Annotated in this window: 18 protein-coding genes; 13 read left to right on the top strand and 5 right to left on the bottom strand. The window is 58.7% G+C overall.

Annotated features, from left to right (window positions below):
- Nucleotides 1-86: 86 nt before the first annotated feature.
- Genes ACIOMO_RS20500 through ACIOMO_RS20490 form a run of 3 tightly spaced genes read left to right on the top strand, consistent with a single transcriptional unit; the run spans nucleotide 87 to nucleotide 2,939 of the window.
- Nucleotides 87-1,178: a glycosyltransferase family 4 protein gene (locus ACIOMO_RS20500; RefSeq protein ID WP_401243273.1), complete on the top strand. Its 1,092-nt coding sequence runs from the start codon at nucleotides 87-89 to the stop codon at nucleotides 1,176-1,178.
- Nucleotides 1,171-1,947, top strand: a complete 777-nt coding sequence (locus ACIOMO_RS20495; RefSeq protein ID WP_053123118.1) for a DUF2334 domain-containing protein — start codon at nucleotides 1,171-1,173, stop codon at nucleotides 1,945-1,947. Before ACIOMO_RS20500 ends, ACIOMO_RS20495 begins: the two co-directional genes overlap by 8 nt.
- The gene (locus ACIOMO_RS20490; protein WP_053123120.1) at nucleotides 1,944-2,939 is read left to right on the top strand and encodes a lysylphosphatidylglycerol synthase transmembrane domain-containing protein; all 996 of its coding nucleotides are present in this window, start codon (nucleotides 1,944-1,946) and stop codon (nucleotides 2,937-2,939) included. Before ACIOMO_RS20495 ends, ACIOMO_RS20490 begins: the two co-directional genes overlap by 4 nt.
- Nucleotides 2,940-2,979: 40 nt before the next feature.
- On the opposite strand, the gene ACIOMO_RS20485 is transcribed toward ACIOMO_RS20490, so the two are convergent.
- Both ACIOMO_RS20485 and purU read right to left on the bottom strand, forming a co-directional pair.
- The gene (locus ACIOMO_RS20485) at nucleotides 2,980-3,153 is read right to left on the bottom strand and encodes a hypothetical protein (protein WP_172680144.1); all 174 of its coding nucleotides are present in this window, start codon (nucleotides 3,151-3,153) and stop codon (nucleotides 2,980-2,982) included.
- Between the two features lie 85 nt (nucleotides 3,154-3,238).
- Complete coding sequence (gene purU / locus ACIOMO_RS20480; RefSeq protein WP_007912774.1) at nucleotides 3,239-4,087, bottom strand: formyltetrahydrofolate deformylase; 849 nt, start codon at nucleotides 4,085-4,087, stop codon at nucleotides 3,239-3,241.
- 337 nt (nucleotides 4,088-4,424) lie between these two features.
- Here purU and mvaT point away from each other — a divergent pair, with 337 nt between their 5' ends.
- Nucleotides 4,425-4,802: a histone-like nucleoid-structuring protein MvaT gene (mvaT, locus tag ACIOMO_RS20475; RefSeq protein WP_007933316.1), complete on the top strand. Its 378-nt coding sequence runs from the start codon at nucleotides 4,425-4,427 to the stop codon at nucleotides 4,800-4,802.
- Nucleotides 4,803-4,899: 97 nt separating this feature from the next.
- On the opposite strand, the gene sbcB is transcribed toward mvaT, so the two are convergent.
- Nucleotides 4,900-6,330 carry an exodeoxyribonuclease I gene (sbcB, locus tag ACIOMO_RS20470; protein WP_159812544.1) on the bottom strand — a complete coding sequence of 477 codons (1,431 nt, stop codon included), beginning with the start codon at nucleotides 6,328-6,330 and terminating at the stop codon, nucleotides 4,900-4,902.
- 180 nt (nucleotides 6,331-6,510) lie between these two features.
- Between sbcB and ACIOMO_RS20465 the strand changes: the two genes are divergently transcribed.
- The 8 genes from ACIOMO_RS20465 (at nucleotide 6,511) to ACIOMO_RS20430 (ending at nucleotide 14,570) form a co-directional block, all read left to right on the top strand.
- Complete coding sequence (locus ACIOMO_RS20465; protein ID WP_401243247.1) at nucleotides 6,511-7,236, top strand: RDD family protein; 726 nt, start codon at nucleotides 6,511-6,513, stop codon at nucleotides 7,234-7,236.
- Entirely contained in the window at nucleotides 7,233-8,210 is a 978-nt protein-coding gene (locus ACIOMO_RS20460; RefSeq protein ID WP_401243245.1) for a stage II sporulation protein M, read from the top strand. Before ACIOMO_RS20465 ends, ACIOMO_RS20460 begins: the two co-directional genes overlap by 4 nt.
- Entirely contained in the window at nucleotides 8,197-9,744 is a 1,548-nt protein-coding gene (locus ACIOMO_RS20455; RefSeq protein WP_401243242.1) for a DUF4129 domain-containing protein, read from the top strand. Before ACIOMO_RS20460 ends, ACIOMO_RS20455 begins: the two co-directional genes overlap by 14 nt.
- Nucleotides 9,741-10,904, top strand: a complete 1,164-nt coding sequence (locus ACIOMO_RS20450) for a DUF4350 domain-containing protein (protein WP_401243239.1) — start codon at nucleotides 9,741-9,743, stop codon at nucleotides 10,902-10,904. Before ACIOMO_RS20455 ends, ACIOMO_RS20450 begins: the two co-directional genes overlap by 4 nt.
- A complete protein-coding gene (locus ACIOMO_RS20445; protein WP_401243237.1) occupies nucleotides 10,901-11,902 on the top strand; it encodes an AAA family ATPase in 1,002 nt (333 codons plus the stop codon). The genes ACIOMO_RS20450 and ACIOMO_RS20445 overlap by 4 nt, the downstream gene beginning before the upstream one ends.
- Before the next feature lie 109 nt (nucleotides 11,903-12,011).
- On the top strand, nucleotides 12,012-13,343 hold the full coding sequence (locus tag ACIOMO_RS20440; protein ID WP_401243234.1) for a DUF58 domain-containing protein: 1,332 nt from the start codon (nucleotides 12,012-12,014) through the stop codon (nucleotides 13,341-13,343).
- Nucleotides 13,344-13,486: 143 nt separating this feature from the next.
- Nucleotides 13,487-13,696 carry a hypothetical protein gene (locus tag ACIOMO_RS20435; RefSeq protein ID WP_053123251.1) on the top strand — a complete coding sequence of 70 codons (210 nt, stop codon included), beginning with the start codon at nucleotides 13,487-13,489 and terminating at the stop codon, nucleotides 13,694-13,696.
- Nucleotides 13,697-14,192: 496 nt separating this feature from the next.
- Complete coding sequence (locus ACIOMO_RS20430) at nucleotides 14,193-14,570, top strand: DUF6124 family protein (protein ID WP_053123253.1); 378 nt, start codon at nucleotides 14,193-14,195, stop codon at nucleotides 14,568-14,570.
- Between the two features lie 70 nt (nucleotides 14,571-14,640).
- Here ACIOMO_RS20430 and ACIOMO_RS20425 read toward each other — a convergent pair whose 3' ends face one another.
- On the bottom strand, nucleotides 14,641-15,000 hold the full coding sequence (locus ACIOMO_RS20425; protein ID WP_053123255.1) for a PilZ domain-containing protein: 360 nt from the start codon (nucleotides 14,998-15,000) through the stop codon (nucleotides 14,641-14,643).
- Nucleotides 15,001-15,230: 230 nt separating this feature from the next.
- Nucleotides 15,231-15,617: a tol-pal system YbgF family protein gene (locus tag ACIOMO_RS20420; RefSeq protein WP_053123257.1), complete on the bottom strand. Its 387-nt coding sequence runs from the start codon at nucleotides 15,615-15,617 to the stop codon at nucleotides 15,231-15,233.
- 197 nt (nucleotides 15,618-15,814) lie between these two features.
- Between ACIOMO_RS20420 and pyk the strand changes: the two genes are divergently transcribed.
- Nucleotides 15,815-17,266, top strand: a complete 1,452-nt coding sequence (gene pyk / locus ACIOMO_RS20415) for a pyruvate kinase (RefSeq protein ID WP_008080434.1) — start codon at nucleotides 15,815-15,817, stop codon at nucleotides 17,264-17,266.
- The last annotated feature ends 164 nt before the right edge of the window (nucleotides 17,267-17,430 follow it).

Genomic DNA, 17,430 nt, shown 5'->3' with positions numbered 1-17,430 from the left:
ACCGAACCATCCATTGCGCACATAGGTCAACCAAGGGAGTACCACGCAGCGGAGGGTTGTTCACCGTGCACATCGCCGACATCACCATGTTTTACGCCCCGGCCAGCGGTGGCGTGCGCACGTATCTGGATGCCAAACATCGTCGTTTGGGCATCAAACCCGGCATTCGCCACAGCCTGCTGATCCCTGGCGCCCGCTTCGGCGAACACGACGGCGTTTACACGGTTCCCGCCCCCGCCCTGCCCTTCGGCAAAGGCTATCGCTTCCCGCTGCGCCTCGCGCCGTGGCGAAACGTCCTGCAGGATTTGCAGCCAGATCTCATCGAAGTCGGCGACCCCTACCTCACCGCGTGGGCCGCACTGGATGCCCGACGGCAATTGGATGTGCCGGTGATCGGCTTTTATCACTCGGATCTGCCGCTGCTGGTCGGCAATCGCATGGGCCATTGGGTTACGCCGAATGTCGAAGCGTATGTCACCAAGCTTTACGGCAACTTCGACCGCGTGCTCGCGCCAAGTCAGGTAATGGCCGACAAGCTTATCGGCCTCGGGGTGCGCAATGTCTTCGTGCAGCCGCTGGGCGTCGATCTGCAAACCTTTCACCCCGAGGCCCGCGACCCGAATCTGCGCGCAGAACTCGGCATCGCCGACGACACCCGCCTGCTGATCTACGCCGGGCGCGGTTCGAAAGAGAAAAACCTGCCGGTGCTGCTCAAATGCATGCAACGCCTCGGCCCGCGCTATCACTTGCTGCTGGTCGGCTCGTCGATGCCCGCCGTGGTGCCGGACAATGTCAGCGTGATAGATGAATTCTGCCCCGCACCGCGTGTCGCGCAATTGATGGCCAGCGCCGATGCGCTGATCCATGCCGGCGATCAGGAAACCTTCGGCCTGGTGATTCTCGAAGCCATGGCCTGCGGCCTTCCGGTGGTAGCGGTGGCGGCCGGGGCATTTGAAGAGATCGTCAACGAATCCTGCGGTTTGCTCTGTGCACCGAATAATCCACAGGCGATGGCCAATGCCGTGCGCGAAGTGTTCAGTCGCGGCACTGTGAAACTGGGCGAGCAAGCGCGACAGCACGTTGAACAGCATTACGCGTGGGACACGGTGGTCGACAGTTTGCTCGGCCACTATCACGCCGTCCTCGGCCATGCGCTGCCCAAGGTGGCCAATGGCTGAGGCGCTGAATCGCCCCGCCGTGTTGTTGGTGCTGCATGACGTGGCACCGTCGACGTGGGCGGATTACCAACCGTTTGTCGAAGCCGTCGACGCACTGGGCAGCGTGCCGATGACCTGGCTGGTCGTCCCCGATTTCCATCGGCGCAACGCCCTCAACGAGCATCCGGCGTTTTGTCGATTGCTCGATGAGCGTGTTGCCCGCGGCGATGAGTTAGCCTTGCACGGTTTTTTCCACGATGACCATGAACCAGGCCCGACCACCCCGCGCGACTGGTTCATGCGCCGTGTTTACACCCACGAAGGCGAGTTTTATCGTTTGTCCCGCGAAACCGCCCTCGCCCGTCTGCGCGATGGCATCGAAGTCTTCCAGCGCCACGACTGGCCGTTGCACGGGTTCGTCGCCCCGGCGTGGTTGATGAGCGACGGCACCCGCCAAGCCCTGCGTGAATTACCGCTGAGCTACACCAGTGATCCACAGCATCTTTATCGATTGCCGGATTTCACCGCCATCGACGCGCCGGGTCTGGTCTGGAGTGCCCGCAGCGCCTGGCGTCGCGGTTTATCGAAAATTGTCAGTGAGCAGCGGCAACAGCGTTGGCGCCAGGCGCCGGTGATTCGGCTAGGCTTGCACCCAGTGGACATGCGCCACGGTTTTTCCCGCGATTACTGGCTGCACACCTTGCAGCGACTACTGAATGAAGGACGCGTACCGATGACCAAAATCCACTGGCTCGCCCAACAGCGCGGTCAACTGGGATCCGCTGCATGAGTCGCGGCATTCTGTTGTTGATCGGCCTGCTCGCGGCGGTGTTGATCCCGGTGGTGCTCGGTGGCGGCGAAACCTGGGCGCGCCTGCAAAGTTTTCCACTGTTATGGCTGTTGATCATGTTCGGCATGATCCTGCTCTGCTGGGGCATTAATACCCTGCGCCTGCGCTTGTTACTCGGCGATCAGCGCGACCGCATCACGCCGCTGAAAAGCCTCGGCGTGGTAATGGCCGCCGAGTTCGCTTATTGCGCCACGCCCGGTGGCAGCGGTGGGCCGCTGACCATCATGGCGTTGCTCGCCCGCTGCGGCGTGCGTCCGGCCCGTGGTAGCGCGGTGTTTGCCATGGATCAACTCAGCGATTTGCTGTTCTTTCTCTGCGCCCTCAGTGGAATTCTGATTTATGCGTTGTTTCAACATCTGAGCGATCGCCTGGAATGGCTGCTGACAGTCAGCGCGATTTCGTTGTTTGGCGGCTTGTTCAGTTGCGTGTTGATTGCGCGTTATCACCGCGCGTTGATTCGTTTGAGTGGCCGCTTATTGGTGAGGATGAACGTTAAACCGGGCACTCGCCGTCGCTGGGCGCGCAAGTTGCTGCACTTTCTCGCGGCGTTTACCGACACGTTGAAGTTGCCCTGGCAAACCCTGATCAAGGTGTTCGCGCTGACGTGTGTGCATTGGTTATTGCGTTACAGCGTGTTGTATCTGGCGTTGCGCGGGTTGGGCGCAGACTTGCAGTGGGCCTGGAGTTTTCTGGTGCAGATACTTTCGCTGGGGGCCGGGCAGTTCAGTTTATTGCCGGGTGGCGCGGGGGCGGCGGAATTGACTTCGGCGGCACTGTTGGCGCCGATGGTGGGGAAATCCACCGCAGCGGCGGCGATTCTGATTTGGCGGGTGGTGACGTATTACTTTTATCTGCTGGTGGGGGGGCCGGTGTTTTTGATGATGTTGGGGCGGCCGTTGTTGCGCAAATTGATGAAAGTGCCGCAGACGTAAAAAGATCGCAGCCTTCGGCAGCTCCTACAGGGATCGCGTTTCAGGCATCGTTTTGTTTATCGTCGGACTCTTGCAACTGTTCCCACAACTCGGCCGCACCGGGAAACTCGGTGCCATCTTCCGGGGTCATGTCCTCGGGGTCGTAGCGACTCAAACAACCTTCGCCCAACGTCGCCGGTGCGTTGGACGTGGCTTTGTCCAGTGGATCACTCATGTAAGTTTCCTCGAGGCTTAAACGACAAAGGGTCTGAGCGATTGAACGCCCAGACCCTTGGTTTTTCAAGCCTGCGTGTGTTCGATCAGAACACCACAGTCTTGTTGCCGTGCACCAGCACGCGATCTTCGAGGTGATAGCGCAGGCCGCGAGCCAGCACCATCTTCTCGACGTCACGGCCGAAACGCACCATGTCTTCGATGCTGTCGCTGTGGCTGACACGCACCACGTCCTGCTCGATGATCGGGCCGGCGTCCAGCTCTTCGGTCACGTAGTGGCAGGTCGCGCCAATCAGTTTCACGCCGCGCAGCGACGCCTGGTGGTACGGCTTGGCACCGACGAACGACGGCAGGAAGCTGTGGTGAATGTTGATCACCTTGTGCGCGTATTCGCGGCACATGTCCGGCGGCAGGATTTGCATGTAACGCGCCAGCACCACTACTTCAGCGTCATGCTGTTTGACCAGACGCGACACTTCGTCGAACGCCGGTTGCTTGTCCTGCGGATTGACCGGGACGTGGTAATACGGGATGCCGTGCCACTCGACCATGCTGCGCAGGTCGTCGTGGTTGGAAATCACGCAGGAGATTTCGCAATCCAGCTCATCGCTGTGCCAGCGGTGCAGCAAGTCCGCCAGGCAGTGCGATTCGCGGCTGGCCATCAGCACTACGCGCTTCTTCTGCTCAGTGTCGGTGATGCGCCAGTCCATCGAGAACTCTTCGGCGATCGGCGCAAACTTCTCGCGCAATACTTCAATACCGAATGGCAGCGAATCGGCACGAATTTCGTGACGCATGAAGAACCAACCCACCTGATTATCCGAGTGGTGGCTCGCTTCGGTGATCCAGCCATTGTGGGCTGCCAGAAAATTACTGACTTTGGCAACGATGCCAACGCGGTCCGGGCAAGAAATCACCAGACGAAAAGTGCGCATGAGGGGAAGACTCCAGAACTTCGCAAAGGCCGCCATTCTAGCGACTGCGCGGGAAAACTGCAGTATTGATGAGCGCTGGCGTGGTCGGCGGCTGATACCCACACTTTTTTGACGGAAACAAACGCCAGAGGGATGGCGCTTTGCTGGCATTGTTAAACAGACATTTGTGAATATCTGTGCTGACGGCTTCACACTATTTAACTGAACAATCAATTTGCGGCTATTTCTCGTAACTAATTTAAATAAAAACCCCGGTTAAATGTTTACTTGATGAAACAGCCTGACTATTATTGCGCCACTGTCCCCTGTCATTCAGCATTCTACTAAGGTAGTAATCATGTCCTTGATCAACGAATATCGCGCCACCGAAGAAGCTATCAAAGAGCTGCAAGCCCGTTTGAAGAACCTGTCGCAAGACGACAAACTGCAAACCGAGCTGGAATTCGAAGGCAAACTGCGTACCCTGATGGGCGAATACTCCAAGTCGCTGCGTGACATCATCGCGCTGCTGGACCCAGAGTCGAAAACCAAAGCACCACGCGGCGGCGCAGTAAAAACTACCGGCACCAAGCGTGCTCGCAAAGTTAAACAATACAAAAACCCGCACAACGGCGAAGTCATCGAAACCAAAGGTGGCAACCACAAAACTCTGAAAGAGTGGAAAGCCAAGTGGGGCGGCGACGTGGTTGAAGGCTGGGCTACCCTGCTGGGCTAAGCCGCAACGCCTTCGCAGAGCGATCCGCGAAAAAAGAAACGCCAGCGAATGCTGGCGTTTTTTTATGCCTGACGTTTAGTAACAAACATGTTCGATTTCAAAGACCCAAACGTTTGCGCAATGCCTGGACATAACTCTGCCATTCATTGAGCACTGCGCTCTGCTCTGGCGTAGCACTAAGCAACCATTGCTCGGCCGCCTCGCTAAAAGATTTCAAGGTATTCGGCGCGCCGAATTCCGGGGCCGACAAACGTTGCTGACACAATAATTTCCAGCGTGCCTGTTCTTCAGAATTCAACGTATCGGCAAAGTTACGTGCGCGATATCGAAAGAGTAATTCAGGCAAACGTTCATCATCGAACGGCCATTGCTCTTGTGCCAAATGTGCCGGATCCGCGTTTCTCACTTGCTCACACAGACGCCGATCACGATCACCGATAAATCCGTCGTACAACTGTTGTTCCGGATCTTCACTCGGGGTGAAATCTTCGCTGGCATAAATAGCCGCGATTTTATCTTTCCAAACTTGTTGTGCGTCAGTTAGCCGCAGCGCGCGTTCCTGATAAAGCGCCATGTCCAGACCCAATCGTTGCTGATCGTCGGCGCGCAGTACTGATAACGGCGCGACGACCGGGCAGCGATTGATATGAATAATCTTCAGCGGCACCGGCAATTCGCCTTCAAGTAAATCGTCACGGCGCGTGTACAGACGCTGGCGCAGGGTTTGTGCATCGAGATCGAGCAAGCCCTGTGGATCGAGGTGCAAGTCGCAAACAATCAGCGCGTTGCGGTTTTTCGGGTGCCAGGCCAGCGGCATGACCACACCGACATAACTGCGCGCCGCCGAGAAGCGTCCGGAGATGTGCACCAGCGGCTGCAACAGGCGAATCTGATCCATCACCTTCTGTTTGCTGCGCAACTGAAACAGCCAGTCATAGAGCTTGGGCTGTTTCTCGCGGATCAGTTTCGCCAGCGCAATGGTCGCGCGTACGTCCGACAACGCTTCGTGGGCATGGCCGTGATCGATGTTATTGGCGGCGGTCAGGCGTTCGAGTTTGAGGGTCACGCGACCCTCGTCATCGGTCGGCCACACCAGCCCGTCCGGGCGCAAGGCGTAAGCAGCGCGCACTACATCGATCAAATCCCAGCGACTATTGCCGCCCTGCCATTCGCGGGCGTAGGGATCGAAGAAATTGCGATACAGGCTGTAACGGGTCATCTCGTCGTCGAAACGCAAGGAGTTGTAACCCGCACCGCACGTACCGGGCGCGGCCAATTGCGCGTGAACCCGGGTCATGAAATCGGCTTCGCTCAAACCTTTTTCGGCGAGTTGACTGGGGGTGATGCCGGTAATCGCGCACGCCGCCGGGTGCGGCAGAATGTCTTCGCTGGGCTGGCAGTAGAGGTTGACCGGCTCGTCGATTTCGTTGAGCTCGTGGTCGGTGCGAATCCCGGCGACCTGCAGCGGGCGGTCGTTACGCGGATTGATGCCAGTGGTTTCGTAGTCGTACCAGAAGATTGAAGTCACGGGCGGATCCTGAACTGAAGATCGGCAAAGTCTAGGCGCTCAACCGCCGTCGCGGCCAGTCTTGAAACATTCAAACACCTGGCGACACATGCTGTGCCATACATAGTTATGTCGTTTCCCCCCGAGAGGCTGCTAGCATCGGACGCACTTGCACTCAGAACAGGCGACATCAGGTAGCCCATGCTCGAGCCCACAGCACCGCCAAGGAAAGCACCGCTGGCCCCGCCGCTGGATACGCGGCATCAGGTCGAAACGCCGGAAGGCATCGACCTGCCCCTGCGCCCTGCCGGGTTAATGGTACGCGCCGTGGCGTTCGCCATCGATCTGGGCATTCGCGGTGTGATCATGGGCGTGTTATTTATCGCGTTGGCGTTCCTAGGCAAGCTCGGCATGGGCCTCGGTTCGCTGCTGCTGTTTGCGATCAGTTGGTGGTACATGGTGCTGTTCGAAGTGCTGCGGCAGGGACGCTCGCCGGGCAAACAGTGGATGGGCCTGCGCGTGGTGCACGATGACGGCACGCCGGTTGGCTGGTCGGCCTCGTTGTTGCGCAATCTGCTGCGCTTCGTTGATCTGCTGCCGTTCGGCTACTTCCTCGGCAGCCTCAGTTGCCTGCAACACCCGACCTTCAAACGCCTCGGCGACATCGCTGCCGGCACGCTGGTGGTTTACAGCGAACACCCGCTGACGCGCCCGCAATTGCCTGACGCCGAACCCCGGCGCTCGCCCGTGCCGCTATCGCTAAGCGAACAACGTGCAGTGCTCGGTTTTGCCGAACGTCAGGGCGAACTGTCACCGGCGCGGGTCAATGAACTGGCCGCCCTGCTCGCCCAGCCGCTGCATATCTCCGCGCCCAAAGCCGTTGCCGAACTCAATGGCATTGCGCGCGGCTTGTTGGGCCCGACATGAAGCAGAGCCTTTTCGAAAGTCGCCACAAGGCCGAATGGGAGCGTTTTGCGCTGGCCCTCGAACGCCTTGAACGCGGCAAGGACACCTCGCAAATCGCCGGATTCCCGAGAACCTATCGACGTCTTTGCCAACATCTGGCGTTGGCGCAGGAACGCGGCTACAGCAGTTTTCTCATCGACTCGTTGCAGCAACACGTACTGCGCGGCCATCAACAGCTGTACCGCCATCGCAGTCGCCTCGGCGCCAACCTGCTCAGTTTTATCCTCGCCGATTTCCCGCGACTGGTGCGCGCCGAATGGCCGTTTGTGCTGGTCGCCGCGCTGCTGTTTTTCGGCAGCCTGATCGGCGTAGGGGTGTTGGTGTATGTGTTTCCCGACCTCGTTTACAACCTGATTCCCGCCGATCAAGTGCGCGAGATGCAAGGCATGTATGACCCGGTCGCCGGCCACCTCGGGCGCCCCGCCGAACGCGCGGCCAGTGAAGACTGGGTGATGTTCGGCTACTACGTGATGCACAACATCGGCATCGCCTTTCAGACCTTCGCCAGTGGATTGTTGATGGGCGTGGGCAGCGCATTCTTTCTGTTCTACAACGGGCTGGTCATCGGCGCGGTGGCCGGGCATCTGACCGAGATCGGTTTCGGCCAGAACTTCTGGTCGTTCGTCATCGCCCATGGCGCCTTCGAACTGACGGCAATTGCCCTCGCCGGCGCGGCCGGTCTGGAACTCGGCTGGGCGTTGATCGCCCCGGGACGCCTTACCCGCGCCGAAGCCCTGAAACGAGCAGCGCGCAAAAGCGTGTTGCTGGTCTGCGGGGTGATGTTGTTCCTGCTGATCGCGGCGTTTATCGAGGCCTATTGGTCATCGAAAACCAGTGTCGCGCCGCTGACCAAATACCTGGTCGGCGCCGGACTCTGGACGTTGGTCGCGTGCTACCTGCTGTTCGCCGGAAGGACACGCCATGCGCCTGAGTGACGCCACCGTGGTGATCCGCCCGCGCACGACCTGGGAAGCCATGGATCTGGGCGTGCTCATGTGTCAGCAACATCGACGCTTGCTGATGACCAGTTGGGCGATCGTCACCTTGCCGCTGTTCGCCCTGCTCAGCCTGGTGTTTTGGGATTCGCCGACGCTGGCCGTGTTTATATTCTGGTGGCTGAAACCAGCGTACGAACGCCTGCCGCTGTACATCCTCTCCAAAGCGCTGTTCGGCGAAACGCCCACCCTCAAACAAGCGCTGCGCGAATGGCCGCGCCTGCTCAAACCGCAACTGTTGGCCAGCCTGACCTGGCGCCGCTTGAGCTTCAGCCGCAGCTTTCTGCTGCCGGTGGTGCAACTCGAAGGCCTCGACGGCAATGCTCGCCAACAACGCCTGCACGTGCTGTTGCAGCGCAACGCCGGCGCGGCGCAATGGCTGACCATCGTTGGCGTGCATCTGGAGACTGCGCTGTGGATCGGCTTGATGGTGCTGTTCTATCTGTTGCTGCCGCAGCAAGTGGAAACCGATTGGGACTGGCAGTCGCTGATTCTCTCGGCCGATCATGACTGGCGCTGGCTCGAACACCTGACCAACGCCTTTTACGCGCTGGTGCTGGTGGTCTGGGAACCGATCTACGTCGCCTGCGGATTCAGCCTGTATCTGAACCGCCGCACGCAACTGGAAGCGTGGGACATCGAACTGGTGTTCCGGCGTTTGCGCCAGCGCCTGAACAACGGCGTGCTCGGTCTGTTGCTGGCGATCTGTCTGGTGCTGCCGAATGTGCCCTCGGTCTGGGCGGCTGAACCCGACACCCGTCCGGATGCACCGCGTTTGTTAAATCAGCCGCTGACCAGTCAGGCCTCCCACGACAGCATCAAGGCCTTGCTCGAACAACCACCGTTCAAGAACAAGGAATCGGTCACCCGCTACCGTTTTGACGAAGACCCGGCAGCGCCGGCCAAAGACGCAAAACCCGGCGACGCACCGCAATGGCTGAAAACCCTGCTGGGCTGGCTCGACGGTCGACACTTCAATGGGCTGGCCAAGCTGATCGAGGTGCTGTTGTGGGGTGTGCTGATTGCCTTGATCGGCTGGCTGATCTGGCGTTACCGCGAGTTTCTCCGGGCCTTCGTCAGTCGCCGGCCGAAACTGCCAGCGCTGCCAAAACGAGCGGTGCCGCAGCAAGCGTTCGGTCTGGATTTGAACCGCGACACCTTGCCCGACGACATCGCCGCCAGCGCCGAACAACTCTGGTTCAGCCAACCGCGCGCGGCGTTGAGCCTGCTCTATCGCGGTCTGCTCAGCCATCTGCTGCATGACTTCGATCTGACGCTGAAACCTGCCGACACCGAAAATCAGGTGCTGGCGCGCGTAGAACAACTGCAGCGACCGGAGTTGCTCGCCTTCAGTCGCAACCTCACTGTGCACTGGCAGAACATGGCCTACGGGCATCGAATCCCGGCGGCGCATCTGCAACAGGAATTGTGCGACGGCTGGCGCGCCTTGTTTGGCCACGGAGCTGCCCGTTGAATCGCCGTACCCTGTGCTGGGTCGGCGCAGTGCTCGTCGCACTGCTGATCGCATTGAGCGTGTTTCTGTTTCTCAAGGCCAAGCCGTATCAGGAAGAAGTCGATCACGGCCCGTCCCCTGCTGCCCAAGCCAATCCGTATCTGGCGGCGGAAATGTTTTTGCGTGAGCGCGGCCTCAAAGTCAGTCATGCCGAAAGCCTTTCCGTGCTGCCGGATATCGACCCACGCCGACACACGCTGCTGCTGTTCAACGACCGCTCACGCATGACCCCACGTCAGGTCGAACAAGTGTTGAACTGGACGCGGGCCGGCGGGCGACTGGTGTTTGTCGCTGAATCGTTATGGGACGAACAGACCAAACAGAGCAACGACCTGTTGCTCGATCGCGTGCAACTGCATCAATCGCTGAGCAAGGATCTCAAGGATCCGCCCAAAGACCTTGAGCAAGACCCCTTCCCGAAATTGACCAAGCTGTATGTGGAAGATGAAGACGCGCCGGCCTATGCCGGGTTCGACACGGACTTCCACCTCGACGACCCGAAAAACCTCGCGCAAGCCTGGGCCAACAGCGGCAAAGCCACGCACATGATGCAACTGCCTTACAGCCTCGGCTCGATCACCGTGGTCACTGACGCCGAGCTGTGGAAAAGCCAGACCATCGCTCAATACGACAATGCCTGGCTGCTCTGGTACCTGAGCGCCGACACCGACGTCACGCTGATCTACAACACCGAACACGACGGCTTGCTGACCTTGCTCTGGCGCTACTTCCCGCAGGCCATCGTCGCCCTGCTCGCCTTGATCGGCCTGTGGTTGTGGCATGTCGGTGTGCGCCACGGCCCGCTTCAGGCACCGGCGCCGAGCGGCCGCCGACAATTGCAGGAACACCTGCGTGCCAGCGCGGATTTCCTGCTGCGCCACAACGGTCAGCAAGCGCTGCTGCAAGCCTTGCAACAAGACGTGTTGCGTCGCGCGCGCCGTCGTCATCCCGGTTTTGATCGATTGAACGTTGCCGAACAATGGCTGGCACTGTCACGCCTGACCCGCCAGCCCACCCGCGCCATCAGCCAGGCCCTGAGCCCGGTTCCGAACCAGCGTTTGTCCAGCGCCGAGTTCTGCCGTCAGGTTGCCCACCTGCAAACCTTGAGGAACACGCTATGAGTGAACAGACCGAGCCCGGCAGCGCCAGCCACGCCGCCCAGCAACGCCAGCGCGCCAGCCAACTGGCGCAAGCGGTTCGCAGCGAATTGCAGAAAGCCCTGATTGGCCAGAATCAGGTTATCGACGACGTGCTGACCGCACTGATCGCCGGTGGCCACGTGCTGCTCGAAGGTGTGCCGGGGCTGGGTAAAACCTTGCTGGTGCGTGCATTGGCGCGCTGCTTCGGTGGCGAGTTCGCGCGTATCCAGTTCACCCCGGATCTGATGCCCAGCGACGTCACCGGTCATGCCGTCTATGACCTGCAAACCGAGCAGTTCAAATTGCGCAAAGGCCCGCTGTTCACCAATTTGCTGCTGGCCGACGAGATCAACCGCGCCCCGGCGAAAACCCAGGCGGCGCTGCTCGAAGCGATGCAAGAAAGGCAAGTCACCCTCGAAGGCCGCGCCCAGCCCATCGCTCAGCCGTTCATGGTGCTGGCCACGCAAAACCCGATTGAACAGGAAGGCACTTACCCGCTGCCCGAAGCCGAACTCGACCGCTTCATGCTCAAGGTGCGCATGGATTACCCCGACGCCGATCAGGAGTTGAACATGGTGCGTCAGGTCAGTCGCTCGACCCGCGCCGACATGCTTGATGTGCAACCGTTGCGCACCGTGCTGCAAGCCAAAGACGTGCAAGCGCTGCAACGCATTGCCAGTGATTTGCCGCTGGACGATCAAGTCCTCGATTACGCCGTACGACTGGCGCGCAGCACGCGCAGCTGGCCGGGGCTGACCCTCGGCGCCGGGCCTCGCGCCTCGATTGCCCTGGTGCGCTGCGCCCGCGCCCGCGCCCTGTTACGCGGCGGCGAATTCGTCATCCCCGACGACATCAAAGGCTGCGCGTTGGCCGTGCTGCGCCACCGCGTACGCATCGCCCCGGAACTGGACATCGGAGGCCTGCAAGTCGATCAGGTATTGCAGCAACTGCTCGACCAGATCCCGGCGCCGCGCCTGTGAAATCCGTTTTGGGCAGAAAAGATCGCAGCCTCCGGCAGCTCCTACACATCACTCATGCAGGAGCCGTCGAAGGCTGCGATTTTTGCAACAGACAGCCCGGTGCCAAGCCATGAAACCATCAAAACTCTTACTAATCTGGCTAACACTGCTCATGGCCATCGGCATCGCCCTGGGCACCTTGCAGGCACTGCAAATCGCCCTCCCGCCCAGCCTGCCGGCGATCACCTGGGGCTTACTCCTCGCCCTGCTGGCCCTGGCCGCCATCGATGCCCTGCGCCTCAAACGCCTGCCCGCCATCCGCGTCAAACGGCACATGCCCGGCAGCCTCGCACTTGGTCGCTGGAGCGAAATCCGCCTGGACGTTGAACACCCCTTCAGCGAGCCACTGCACCTGCACATCTTCGATCATGTCCCGGAAGGCCTGAGCTTCGAAAACCTGCCGCTCAGCGTCGAACTGCAGCCCGGCAAAATCAGCCATGTCGGCTACCGCCTGCGCCCGCTCCAGCGCGGTCATTTCAGCTTTGAACGCTGCGAAATCAACCTGCCCAGCCCGCTGGGTTTATGGACAGGCAAACGCCTGCTCGACGTCACCGATCACACCCGCGTCTACCCGGACTTCGCCCGCCTCTACGGCGGTGAACTGCTGGCCGTGGACAACTGGCTCAGTCAGCTCGGCGTGCGGCAAAAGCAGCGCCGTGGTCAGGGTCTGGAATTTCATCAACTGCGCGAATTTCGCGAAGGCGACAGCCTGCGCCAGATCGACTGGAAAGCCACCGCCCGCCAGCGCACACCGATTGCCCGTGAATATCAGGACGAACGCGATCAGCAGATCATCTTCATGCTCGATTGTGGCCGCCGCATGCGTAGCCAGGACGACGAACTCTCGCACTTCGACCATGCGCTGAATGCTTGTTTACTGCTCAGCTACGTGGCCCTGCGTCAGGGCGATGCGGTGGGTTTGTGTACCCTGGCCAATGCCCAGCCGCATTACCTCGCACCGGTTAAAGGTGCGGGTCAGCTCAATATCGTTCTCAACAGTGTCTACGACCTGCAAAGCACTCAGCGCACGGCGGACTATCAAGCGGCCGTCAGCCAACTGCTGTCGCGGCAAAAGCGTCGGGCGCTGGTGATACTGGTCACCAACCTGCGCGATGACGACGACGAGGAACTGCTCACCGCCGTAAAACGCTTGAGCCAGCAGCATCGAGTGTTGGTGGCGAGCCTGCGTGAAGGCGTACTTGATCAAGTGCCGCAGAGCACCGTTCAGACACTGGATGAAGCGTTGACCTATTGCGGCACCGTGGACTATCTGAATGCGCGCAATGAATGCCATGAAAGGTTGACCGCACATGGCGTTCATACGCTGGATGTGCGGCCACAGTCGTTAGGGACTGAGTTGGTGACGCGTTACTTGAGCTGGAAGAAGGCTGGTACGTTTTGAAGGTGGTTTATTCCCACGCAGCATTTTCAACGGACTACTGATCCGATCTACAGCCTGTTCAATAGAAAGACGTAAACAATTTTCAAAGCGCTGCACCCGAAAACCGTTGCTATGCTTGTCTTTTCTCGAACGGAGTCGAACCAATGCCAGATGAATATTCGCTGTCTGATTTATTGGAAAGGATGTATCAGAATCAATTGGGTCTAGAGGCCGCCATCATGGAATTGACGCTGCACGCAGAGAAGGAGGGTTTAAATGAGGTTGGTGAAAACATCCGAGGTGCACTGAGTATAATTGGTGAAAATGCCGGCTACATTAAACAGGGCTTCGCCAAACTCAGAGTAAAAAAATGACAACGCTTATTGCAACAGAAGCATGAAAGGTTTTTAAAATCACTCAAGTCACACCCAAACAAGACCTGCCACTAATAATTTAATACCAAGTAGCTATACAGCTACTTGGCACCCTCCCTAAAACTTCCGAACTGATTTAAAAAAGCATAGCTCTCCATGATTCGGAGCATGTCTTGCCGGGGGATTCGGACTACAACGCTTGGCGCCGTTCCCTACACTCCCATCAGAACTGACTGACTTACACGCTAGGTGCCGCCCATTAAATTGATGCATGTCGCTGACGACCAGCGATCGGGTTTAGTCGCCCGGTGGATTAACAAGGTGCATCACATCATCTCGTAGGGTTTTCATACCCGCACTTGATGGTGGCTATGTGCAGGGCGCCCTAGGGCGCGCCGGAAAAGCCTTGTTTCCACCGGTCGACTAACCTGCGCATAGCCGCCACCCTTCCCTTAGTCGCGAAGCGTGTGGTGTCATCAAACAAGGAAACAAGGCAATGTTTAAAATTACACCAAATCCACCTGAAATAGATCCTACTGATACTTCCCCGTATGCTTCACAAGACTCAAGAAAACTCCACGAAGCAGCTGAACGCGCTTTAGACCACTATTTAAAACCTGATATACCTTCCCGTAACTCCGTAGACCGAGGTATGCAAATGTTTATGGTTTCTCCAGAAATCAATTCCGAAGCTATCGCTATCCAGACCTATGAAACGTTTTCGTCTGTGAGTATTCTTTTGCTGGATCTAGCGGACAGTTTGGAAGATAAGCCCCGCCATTTGGCAATGGCAATATATCAATTGAGCGAGATGGGATTGTTGCTAGCTGAAAAAACATTGGATAGTGAACGAGCGATTGCTAATAAAACTTAGAATTTGCAGTCTGCGGCAGCCACATTTATGCGCACTGCCCTGAGCTACCGCAGGCTGAATTTCCCCATTATCAGGCAGACGCCGGCAACGGCTGAAAACTGAAGTACTGCTTCAACGCTCGCACCAGTTGCCCATACTCGGCAGGCGGTCGGTGCAAACTGAAACCAGCATCGTAATGTTGCGGGGTTGCATCCTCGTGACACCACAAACAGCACGCCGAAAAGTCGATGACCTGGTGGCAACCATCACCCATGGGGATTTTCAGACGTAGCGCGAAATCAACTCCGATCATCATCGGTAACTGGCTGATAAGCATCAGCCCGTCTTCTGAAACGTTGCCGAGAAAGCCAATCGGTTTGTCGGTGACGCTGTTGAACACTCTCAAGAAGTACGGCAGTTGGTGCCGTTCAATCCGGCGGTCGGTAAACATGCGCAGTTCGCCATGCAGGGCTCCGTCACAGAGCCGCACCTTTGCTTCGGAACGAACCTGTTCGGCAGGCCCGCTCTCCCCGCTTCCGGTGTGACGGTCGCTACGTCGCCGTCACTTGACCACTTGCCAGTCGCAGGTGTTGCCCCGGATCAGAGACAGCGCTCTAAATCCGGATCATTCGACTATAGCTCAGCCTGTGCGCACGGCCAGATTTTGTATGACAACTGTCATCAGAAACGCGTTGGACGTACCACGGCTGCGGCGCTGCGCGTTGGGTAATGACCCAGGCTTTGTAGGGTCTCCAAACGGGCGCGGGCACGGTAGGCGTATTCGCTGTTGGGGTACGAGGCGATGATGAACTGATAGGTCTGCGCGGCATCGACAAACATACTTTGCCGTTCCAGGCACTGACCGCGCATCATCGACACTTCCGGCCACACGTACGGGCGGGCACGGCTGGCGCGTTCGACCTTGGACAGTTCGAGCATGACCTGCTCGCAATTGCCACGATCGTAGGCGCTGTAGGCGTTGTTTAAATGGTGGTTCATCGACCAACGGGTGCAGCCCGTGACGGCGAGGACGCTGAGGGCAAGGGCGGCAATGGGCAACAATCGCATGGGGGTTCTCCTGTCTTGTGCTCTGTATCGACCTTGCGTCGAAAATCTTCAGAACGGTTTGTGCCGATTGTCGCGTTCATGGCGTTCAATAAAGAAACTATTAACAAAGCCCTTCACAAAAAGTAGTGCATTCGAACAATGACTACACCCCAAGAGCATAGTAGCCTTCGCTTGCGCTTGAACTCAGGAGTCTTTGCATGTCCGTCCGTCGTACCAAAATCGTCGCTACCCTTGGCCCGGCCAGTAACTCGCCGGAAGTTCTCGAACAGCTGATTCTGGCTGGCCTGGACGTTGCCCGTCTGAACTTCTCCCACGGCACCCCCGACGAGCACAAGGCTCGCGCGAAACTGGTGCGTGACATTGCCGCCAAGCACGGCCGCTTCGTCGCCCTGCTGGGTGACCTGCAAGGCCCGAAAATCCGTATCGCCAAATTCGCCAACAAGAAGATCGAGCTGAAGATCGGTGACAAGTTCACCTTCTCCACCAGCCATCCTCTGACCGAAGGCAACCAGCAAGTGGTCGGCATCGACTACCCGGATCTGGTTAAAGACTGCGGCGTAGGCGACGAGTTGCTGCTCGACGACGGTCGTGTGGTCATGCGCGTTGATACCCAAACTGACGACGCATTGCATTGCACCGTGACCATCGGCGGCCCGCTGTCCGACCACAAAGGCATCAACCGTCGCGGTGGCGGCCTGACCGCTCCGGCCCTGACTGAAAAAGACAAGGCCGACATCAAGCTCGCCGCTGAAATGGAAGTCGACTACCTCGCGGTATCCTTCCCGCGTGACGCTGCCGACATGGAATACGCCCGTCAACTGCGCGACGAAGCCGGCGGCACCGCTTGGCTGGTGGCGAAGATCGAACGTGCTGAAGCCGTCGCAGACGACGAAACCCTCGACGGCCTGATCAAGGCTTCCGATGCGGTGATGGTTGCCCGCGGTGACCTCGGTGTGGAAATCGGCGACGCCGAGCTGGTGGGCATTCAGAAGAAAATCATTCTGCACGCACGCCGCCACAACAAGGCTGTGATCGTCGCGACCCAGATGATGGAGTCGATGATCCAGAACCCGATGCCGACCCGCGCCGAAGTGTCCGACGTGGCCAACGCCGTGCTCGACTACACCGACGCCGTGATGTTGTCTGCTGAATCCGCTGCAGGTCTGTATCCGCTGGAAGCGGTTCAAGCGATGGCGCGCATCTGCGTCGGCGCTGAAAAGCACCCGACCGGCAAGACTTCCAGCCACCGTATCGGCAAGGAATTCACCCGTTGCGACGAAAGCATCGCACTGGCGACCATGTACACCGCCAACCACTTCCCGGGCGTTAAAGCGATCATCGCGCTGACCGAAAGTGGCTACACCCCGCTGATCATGTCGCGCATCCGTTCCTCGGTGCCGATCTACGCGTTCTCGCCGCACCGCGAAACTCAGGCGCGCGCCGCGATGTTCCGTGGCGTGTACACCGTACCGTTCGATCCGGCTTCGCTGGAACCGCACGAAGTCAGCCAGAAGGCGATCGACGAGTTGGTCAAGCGCGGCGTTGTGGAAAAAGGCGACTGGGTCATCCTGACCAAGGGCGACAGCTACCACACCACCGGCGGCACCAACGGCATGAAGATCCTGCACGTGGGCGACCCACAGGTCTGATTGATCGGCTGTTGAAAAACGAAAGCCCCGCCATGTGAATGGCGGGGCTTTTTGTTTTCTGGTCAACACGCGTCGGGCAAATTATATGACCTGTAATTTCTGCCAGTAGGCACTGCTCAACTTCTCCGATTGAATGGCTTTCCTCGATCACCCGCCTTGGGTAC

Origin of the sequence: Pseudomonas sp. NPDC087804 (assembly GCF_044742965.1) — a bacterium.
GTDB lineage: Bacteria > Pseudomonadota > Gammaproteobacteria > Pseudomonadales > Pseudomonadaceae > Aquipseudomonas > Aquipseudomonas rustica.
Note: the sequence above shows the minus strand (reverse complement) of the source record. Positions and strands in the feature narration are given on the sequence as shown.

What these genes read in the sequence shown, in the direction of transcription:
- ACIOMO_RS20500 (WP_401243273.1), top strand. Translation starts at nt 87, where the DNA reads ATGTTTTACGCCCCGGCCAGCGGTGGCGTGCGCACGTATCTGGATGCC.
- ACIOMO_RS20495 (WP_053123118.1), top strand. Translation starts at nt 1,171, where the DNA reads ATGGCTGAGGCGCTGAATCGCCCCGCCGTGTTGTTGGTGCTGCATGAC.
- ACIOMO_RS20490 (WP_053123120.1), top strand. Translation starts at nt 1,944, where the DNA reads ATGAGTCGCGGCATTCTGTTGTTGATCGGCCTGCTCGCGGCGGTGTTG.
- ACIOMO_RS20485 (WP_172680144.1), bottom strand. Translation starts at nt 3,153, where the DNA reads ATGAGTGATCCACTGGACAAAGCCACGTCCAACGCACCGGCGACGTTG.
- purU (WP_007912774.1), bottom strand. Translation starts at nt 4,087, where the DNA reads ATGCGCACTTTTCGTCTGGTGATTTCTTGCCCGGACCGCGTTGGCATC.
- mvaT (WP_007933316.1), top strand. Translation starts at nt 4,425, where the DNA reads ATGTCCTTGATCAACGAATATCGCGCCACCGAAGAAGCTATCAAAGAG.
- ACIOMO_RS20465 (WP_401243247.1), top strand. Translation starts at nt 6,511, where the DNA reads ATGCTCGAGCCCACAGCACCGCCAAGGAAAGCACCGCTGGCCCCGCCG.
- ACIOMO_RS20460 (WP_401243245.1), top strand. Translation starts at nt 7,233, where the DNA reads ATGAAGCAGAGCCTTTTCGAAAGTCGCCACAAGGCCGAATGGGAGCGT.
- ACIOMO_RS20455 (WP_401243242.1), top strand. Translation starts at nt 8,197, where the DNA reads ATGCGCCTGAGTGACGCCACCGTGGTGATCCGCCCGCGCACGACCTGG.
- ACIOMO_RS20445 (WP_401243237.1), top strand. Translation starts at nt 10,901, where the DNA reads ATGAGTGAACAGACCGAGCCCGGCAGCGCCAGCCACGCCGCCCAGCAA.
- ACIOMO_RS20440 (WP_401243234.1), top strand. Translation starts at nt 12,012, where the DNA reads ATGAAACCATCAAAACTCTTACTAATCTGGCTAACACTGCTCATGGCC.
- ACIOMO_RS20435 (WP_053123251.1), top strand. Translation starts at nt 13,487, where the DNA reads ATGCCAGATGAATATTCGCTGTCTGATTTATTGGAAAGGATGTATCAG.
- ACIOMO_RS20430 (WP_053123253.1), top strand. Translation starts at nt 14,193, where the DNA reads ATGTTTAAAATTACACCAAATCCACCTGAAATAGATCCTACTGATACT.
- ACIOMO_RS20425 (WP_053123255.1), bottom strand. Translation starts at nt 15,000, where the DNA reads ATGTTTACCGACCGCCGGATTGAACGGCACCAACTGCCGTACTTCTTG.
- ACIOMO_RS20420 (WP_053123257.1), bottom strand. Translation starts at nt 15,617, where the DNA reads ATGCGATTGTTGCCCATTGCCGCCCTTGCCCTCAGCGTCCTCGCCGTC.
- pyk (WP_008080434.1), top strand. Translation starts at nt 15,815, where the DNA reads ATGTCCGTCCGTCGTACCAAAATCGTCGCTACCCTTGGCCCGGCCAGT.